We start from the raw sequence: 5312 nt of genomic DNA, 5'->3' as shown, positions 1-5312 counted from the left end.
ACTTGGCTTTCGCCCGGTGCGGCGAGAGCGCGTGCCAGGCGTCGCGGGGCAGACGGGAGTTTGACGACAGGCCCTAGTGCCGTGGCCGGAAAGGTCCACCGGGCCGCGACCCGGCAAACCCTTTCGGCCACGGCGCCAGCCACCGCCTAAGGTGCCGCCATGACGAACAAGACGAGCACCCGGGCCACCCCCAAGAAGTACGCGGCACTGCTGCGCGGCATCAACGTCGGCGGGGCGAAGAAGGTCCCCATGGCGCAACTGCGCCCCCTCATCGAGGCGCTCGGCCACGACGACGTGCGGACCTACCTGCAGAGCGGCAACGCCGTCTTCGGCAGCACCCGGCAAGACCCCGACGCGCTCGCCCGGGAGCTGGAGGACGCCATCGAAGCCCACTTCGGCTTCCGGGTCGCCTGCCTCGTCGTCGACGGCGACCACCTCCAGGCCGTCGCCGACGCCTGCCCCTTCCCCGCCGCCGAACTGGAGGGCAAGCAGCTCCACGCCACCTTCTTCTCCGAGCAGCCCGCCGAGGACCGCTTCCGGTCCGTGGACCCGGCGGCGTACCTCCCCGAGGAATACCGCCTCGGGGACCGGGTCCTGTACCTGTACGCCCCCGACGGCCTGGGCCGCTCCAAGCTGGCCGAGGCCCTCGCCCGGCCCGCCGTCGTCAAGGGCCTCGACGTGACCACCCGCAACTGGAACACCGTCGTCAAACTCGTCGAACTGACCCGGCCCTGACGGCAGGCCCCGACGGCAGGCCCCGACCACCGGCCCCTACGAGGTGAGCCCGTCCAGCAGCGCCAGCTCCCGCGGCTCGAACCGGATCGCCCCCGCCGCCAGGTTCTCCGCGAGGTGGACGGGAGAGCCCGTGCCCGGGGTCGGGCACAGCACCGGCGAGTGGTGCAGCAGCCACGCCAGGGCGACCTGCCCCGGGCCCGCGCCGTGCGCGGCCGCCACCGCGGTGACCGCCGCCGCGCTCTCCCGGGTCAGGGCCCCGCTGCCCAGCGGGTAGTACGGCAGGAAGGCGATGCCGTGCGCCTCGCACAACGCCAGCACCTCGGCCGAGGAACGGTCCAGCAGGTTGTACGGGTTCTGCACCGCCGCGATCGGCAGCAACTCCAAGGCCAGCCGCAGCTGTTCGGGAGAGACGGTGTTCAGCCCGATGTGCCGGATCTTGCCCTCCGCCCGCAACTGCGCCAGCGCACCCAGCTGTTCGGCCATCGGCACCGCCGGGTCCAGACGGTGCAGCTGGTACAGGTCGATCCGCTCCACCCGCAACCGCCGCAGGCTCGCCTCGCACATCTCCCGCAGCTGCTCCGGACGCCCCGCCACGTGCCACCGGTCGGGCCCCGTGCGGACCACCCCGCCCTTCGTGGCGACCACCAGCCGCTCCCCGTACGGGTACAGCGCCTCGGCGATCAGCTCCTCGGCCAGCGCCGGACCGTAGTTGTCGGCCGTGTCGATCAGGGTGACCCCCGCCTCCACGGCCGCGCGCAGCAGCGCGTGCGCCTCGGCGCGGCCGCCCCGGGCGCCCCAGTAGCCGGCCCCGACCAGACCGCCCGTACCGAGCCCCAGACGCCGTACCGGCAGGTCCCCGCCCATCTCGAACACCGTGTCCACCATGGCCCGACGGTATCGCGGCACGGCCGGTGTGCCAGGCTCTGGGCATGCGTTACATCATCATCGGCGCCGGGGCGATCGGCGCGACCATCGGCGGACGCCTCGCCGGAGCCGGCCTCGACACCGTCCTCGTCGCGCGCGGGGCGCACGCCGAGGCGCTGCGCGCCGACGGACTGCGGCTCACCACCGCCGACGGGACGCACGTCCACCGGCTGCCCGTGGTCACCGCGCCCGCGGAACTGGGGGCGCTGCGCCCGGACGACGTGCTGCTGCTGACGGTGAAGACCCAGGACGCCATCGCCGCGCTCGACGCATGGGGCGACGCCGAGGTCGAGGGCGGCGGCACCGCGGCCCAGCGGCTGCCGCTGCTGTGCGCGCAGAACGGCGTCGAGAGCGAACGCCTCGCCCTGCGCCGCTTCGCGCGCGTGTACGGGGTCTGCGTGTGGCTGCCCGCGACCTTCCTGGAGCCCGGTACGGTCTCCGCGCTGTGCGCCCCGCTCACCGGGATCCTGCACCTCGGCCGCGCGGCCGGCGGCACGGACCGCAAGATCCGCGACATCGCCGCCGACCTCGCCGGCGCGGGCTTCGGGGCGCCGGTCGTCGAGGACGTGATGCGGTGGAAGTACGCGAAACTCCTCGGGAACCTGGGCAACGCCATCCAGGCGACCACCGGTCCCGAACCCGACCCGGCGAAGGCGGCGCTGATGCTGCGGGCCGTCCGCGAGGCGAAGGCGGCCTTCGAGGCGGCGGGCATCGACTGCGCCACCGAAGCCGAGCAGTCGGCCGCCCGCGACGGCAAGGTCGACCAGCCGGCCGGCGTCCGCGGCGGTTCCTCCTGGCAGAGCCTGGCCCGGGGCACCGGCTCGGTGGAGGCCGACTACCTCAACGGGGAGATCTCGCTCCTGGGCCGCCTCCACGGGGTGGCGACCCCCGTCAACGACGTGCTGCGGCACGCGGCGAACATCTTCGCCCGCGAGTCCCTGCCGCCCGGCGCCATGTCCGTCGAGGACCTGACCGCCCTGGCCGACGAGGCCGCGGCCCGCGCCTGACCGACCCGGCACGGCAGAGCCGGGACCCGCAACGGACGGGTCCCGGCTCTCCCCCCGCGGTACGTCAGGCCGTCAGCGCCTCGCGGGCGTCCGGCACGGTCCGGGCCGGCCCGGCCGCGTCGAAGCGGCGCAGCAGCAGGCGGGCCAGTTCCGGTGCGGCGCCCAGCACGTCGGCCACCACGTCCGCGCCGGACTCGGCCGCGCCCGCCGCGATGCGGTCGGGCAGACGCCCGGGCGCGATGACGTACGGGGCCACCGCGATCCGGCGGACCCCTTCGGCGCGCAGGGCCCGTACGGCGTCCTCCGTACGGGGAAGAGCAGCGGAGGCGAACGCAGGCCGCACGGCGCACCAACCGGTGTGCCGCCACTCCCGCGCGATTTCAGCGATCACTGCGATCGCCTCCGGGTCGGAGGATCCGGCGGACGCGAGCACCACACCGGTGCCGGCGCGTTCCGCCGGGGTGAGGCCGAGACCGGCCTCGGCGAGGCGGCGTTCCAGGGCCGCCACCAGGAGCGGGGACGGCCCGAGGACGTCCGCGACCCGGACCGCGAGGCCCGGGAGGCGGGTGGTGGCCTCGGACAGCACGGCCGGGATGTCGGCCTTCGCGTGGAAGGCCCGCGTCAGGAGCAGCGGCAGGGCCACGACCTCCCGGACCCCGGACAGGTACAGCGAGGCCAGGGCCTGCGAGACGGTCGGGCCGTTGAAGTCCAGGAAGGACGTCTCCACCCGCAGCCCCGGCCGCAGCTCCCGGGCCCGCCCGACGAGGGCGTGCACGGTCGCCGCGTGCCGCGGGTCGCGGCTGCCGTGGGCGATGACCAGAAGTGCGCGGGACACGGGACTCAGCTCTTGACCAGCAGGCCGCGCGAGCGGAGCACCCACCGCTCGACCGGGCTGAAGATCAGCAGGTCGATGGCGATGCCGACCACGAGGATCAGGATGATCGCGAGGAACACGCCCGGCAGGTCGATGTTGTTGCGGCCGTTCTCCAGCAGCTGGCCGAGGCCGAGGCCCAGGTCGGGGGAGCTGGCGATGATCTCGGCGGCCATCAGGGAACGCCACGAGAAGGCCCAGCCCTGCTTCAGTCCGGCCAGGTAGCCGGGCAGCGCGGCGGGCATCACGATGTGCCGGGCGCCGCGCAGGCCGGTGGCGCCCAGGGTGCGGCCGGCCCGCAGGAACAGCGGCGGGACCTGGTCGATGCCGGAGACGAGGCCGTTGGCGATGGACGGGACGGCGCCCAGCAGGATCACCGTGTACATCATGGCGTCGTTCAGGCCGAACCAGAGCACGGCCGGCGGCACCCAGGCCACCGACGGCAGGGACTGCAGGCCCTGGAGGATCGGTCCGATCGCGGCGCGGACGAACTTCACCCGGGCCACGAGCAGGCCGAGCGGCGTACCGATGGCCAGGGCCAGCAGGAAGCCGAGCAGACCGCGCGACACGCTGGTCCAGATGACCTCCAGCAGCGTGCCCTTGACCCACATGTCGGACAGGCTGTCCCACACGGCGGACAGGGCCGGGAGCTTGGTCTCGTCGGTGACCTTCGCCGCGACGAGGATCTGCCACACCAGCAGCACGAGGCCGACGGCCAGCAGCGGGGGCAGGACCTTCTTGACGAGGACCTCGCGGACCGGGGTGCGGTGGGTCTCGACCGCGTCGAGGGCGTCGAGGCCCGCTTCCAGGCCGGCCAGGTCGTCGCCCTTGCGGGTGGAGACCTCGGGGGTGGTGTCAGTGCTGGCCATGGCGGCGGATCTCCCCACGCAGGTGTTCGGTGATCTCAAGGGACAGTTCCGCGACGTCGGCGTCCTCGATGCGGCGCGGCTGCGGGATGTCCACGGTCCATTCCTTCGCGACGCGTCCGGGCCGGGAGGAGAGGAGGACCACGCGCTGGGCGAGGCGGACGGCTTCGCGGACGTTGTGGGTGACGAAGAGGACGGAGAGGTTCGTCTCGGCCCAGATGCGGGTGAGTTCGCCGTGGAGCACGTCGCGGGTGATGGCGTCGAGGGCGGCGAACGGCTCGTCCATCAGGAGCAGTTGGCTGTCCTGGGCGAGGGCGCGGGCGAGGGCGACGCGCTGGCGCATGCCGCCGGAGAGTTCGTGGACGCGCTTGCCGTACGAGCCGCCGAGCCGCACCAGTTCCAGCAGCCGCTCTGCCTCGGGCTTGCGGTCGGCCTTGGCGACCCCGCGCAGGCGCAGGGCGAGTTCGATGTTCTTGCCCGCGGTCAGCCACGGGAAGAGGGCGTGCTCCTGGAACATCAGCGCGGGACGGCCGCCGGGGGTCTCGATGGACCCCACGGTCGGCTTGTCCAGCCCCGCGACCAGGTTCAGGAGCGTGGACTTGCCACACCCCGAGGCCCCCAGGATGGTGACGAACTCGCCGGGAGCGACATCGAGGCTGATGTCGTCCAGGACGAGCTGCGATCCGGCCGGGCCGGAGAAAGACTTCGAAACGTGCTCGATGCGCGCGGCGTGCGTCAGCTCCGCTGCGGTGCCCTCGGCAGCCTTGGCAAGCGTGGTGGCCATGGTCGTCACCTCCTGGGGGTTGCTGAACTACGGAGTTACTTGGTGCCGAGACCGGCGTCGGAGACCTCGGGCTTGCCGGCGGCCTTGAGGACCTTGTTCAGGAGCCTCAGGTCGTAGATGCCGGC

Annotated in this window: 6 protein-coding genes; 2 read left to right on the top strand and 4 right to left on the bottom strand. The window is 73.4% G+C overall.

What is annotated here, in order from left to right:
- Positions 1–159 precede the first annotated feature (159 nt).
- Positions 160–735 carry a DUF1697 domain-containing protein gene (locus tag ABZZ17_RS39820; protein WP_356884246.1) on the top strand — a complete coding sequence of 192 codons (576 nt, stop codon included), beginning with the start codon at positions 160–162 and terminating at the stop codon, positions 733–735.
- A 36-nt stretch (positions 736–771) separates the two neighbouring features.
- On the opposite strand, the gene ABZZ17_RS39815 is transcribed toward ABZZ17_RS39820, so the two are convergent.
- Positions 772–1620, bottom strand: coding sequence for an aldo/keto reductase (locus ABZZ17_RS39815; protein WP_356884244.1), 849 nt, complete (start codon positions 1618–1620; stop codon positions 772–774).
- Between the two features lie 44 nt (positions 1621–1664).
- Here ABZZ17_RS39815 and ABZZ17_RS39810 point away from each other — a divergent pair, with 44 nt between their 5' ends.
- Positions 1665–2666: a 2-dehydropantoate 2-reductase N-terminal domain-containing protein gene (locus tag ABZZ17_RS39810; RefSeq protein ID WP_356884242.1), complete on the top strand. Its 1002-nt coding sequence runs from the start codon at positions 1665–1667 to the stop codon at positions 2664–2666.
- A 64-nt stretch (positions 2667–2730) separates the two neighbouring features.
- Here ABZZ17_RS39810 and ABZZ17_RS39805 read toward each other — a convergent pair whose 3' ends face one another.
- Genes ABZZ17_RS39805 through ABZZ17_RS39795 form a run of 3 tightly spaced genes read right to left on the bottom strand, consistent with a single transcriptional unit; the run spans position 2731 to position 5187 of the window.
- Entirely contained in the window at positions 2731–3501 is a 771-nt protein-coding gene (locus tag ABZZ17_RS39805; RefSeq protein WP_356884241.1) for a sirohydrochlorin chelatase, read from the bottom strand.
- Between the two features lie 5 nt (positions 3502–3506).
- The gene (locus ABZZ17_RS39800) at positions 3507–4406 is read right to left on the bottom strand and encodes an ABC transporter permease (RefSeq protein ID WP_356884239.1); all 900 of its coding nucleotides are present in this window, start codon (positions 4404–4406) and stop codon (positions 3507–3509) included.
- Positions 4393–5187, bottom strand: a complete 795-nt coding sequence (locus ABZZ17_RS39795; RefSeq protein WP_356884237.1) for an ABC transporter ATP-binding protein — start codon at positions 5185–5187, stop codon at positions 4393–4395. Before ABZZ17_RS39795 ends, ABZZ17_RS39800 begins: the two co-directional genes overlap by 14 nt.
- Between the last annotated feature and the right edge of the window lie 125 nt (positions 5188–5312).

The organism is Streptomyces sp. NPDC006512 (assembly GCF_040611935.1).
In the GTDB taxonomy this organism is placed as follows: domain Bacteria; phylum Actinomycetota; class Actinomycetes; order Streptomycetales; family Streptomycetaceae; genus Streptomyces.
The sequence above is the reverse complement of the archived record's forward strand: the minus strand, read 5'-3'. Positions and strand labels throughout refer to the sequence as shown.

Coding starts and splice junctions, on each gene's coding strand:
- ABZZ17_RS39820 (WP_356884246.1), top strand. CDS start 160: ATGACGAACAAGACGAGCACCCGGGCCACCCCCAAGAAGTACGCGGCA.
- ABZZ17_RS39815 (WP_356884244.1), bottom strand. CDS start 1,620: ATGGTGGACACGGTGTTCGAGATGGGCGGGGACCTGCCGGTACGGCGT.
- ABZZ17_RS39810 (WP_356884242.1), top strand. CDS start 1,665: ATGCGTTACATCATCATCGGCGCCGGGGCGATCGGCGCGACCATCGGC.
- ABZZ17_RS39800 (WP_356884239.1), bottom strand. CDS start 4,406: ATGGCCAGCACTGACACCACCCCCGAGGTCTCCACCCGCAAGGGCGAC.
- ABZZ17_RS39795 (WP_356884237.1), bottom strand. CDS start 5,187: ATGGCCACCACGCTTGCCAAGGCTGCCGAGGGCACCGCAGCGGAGCTG.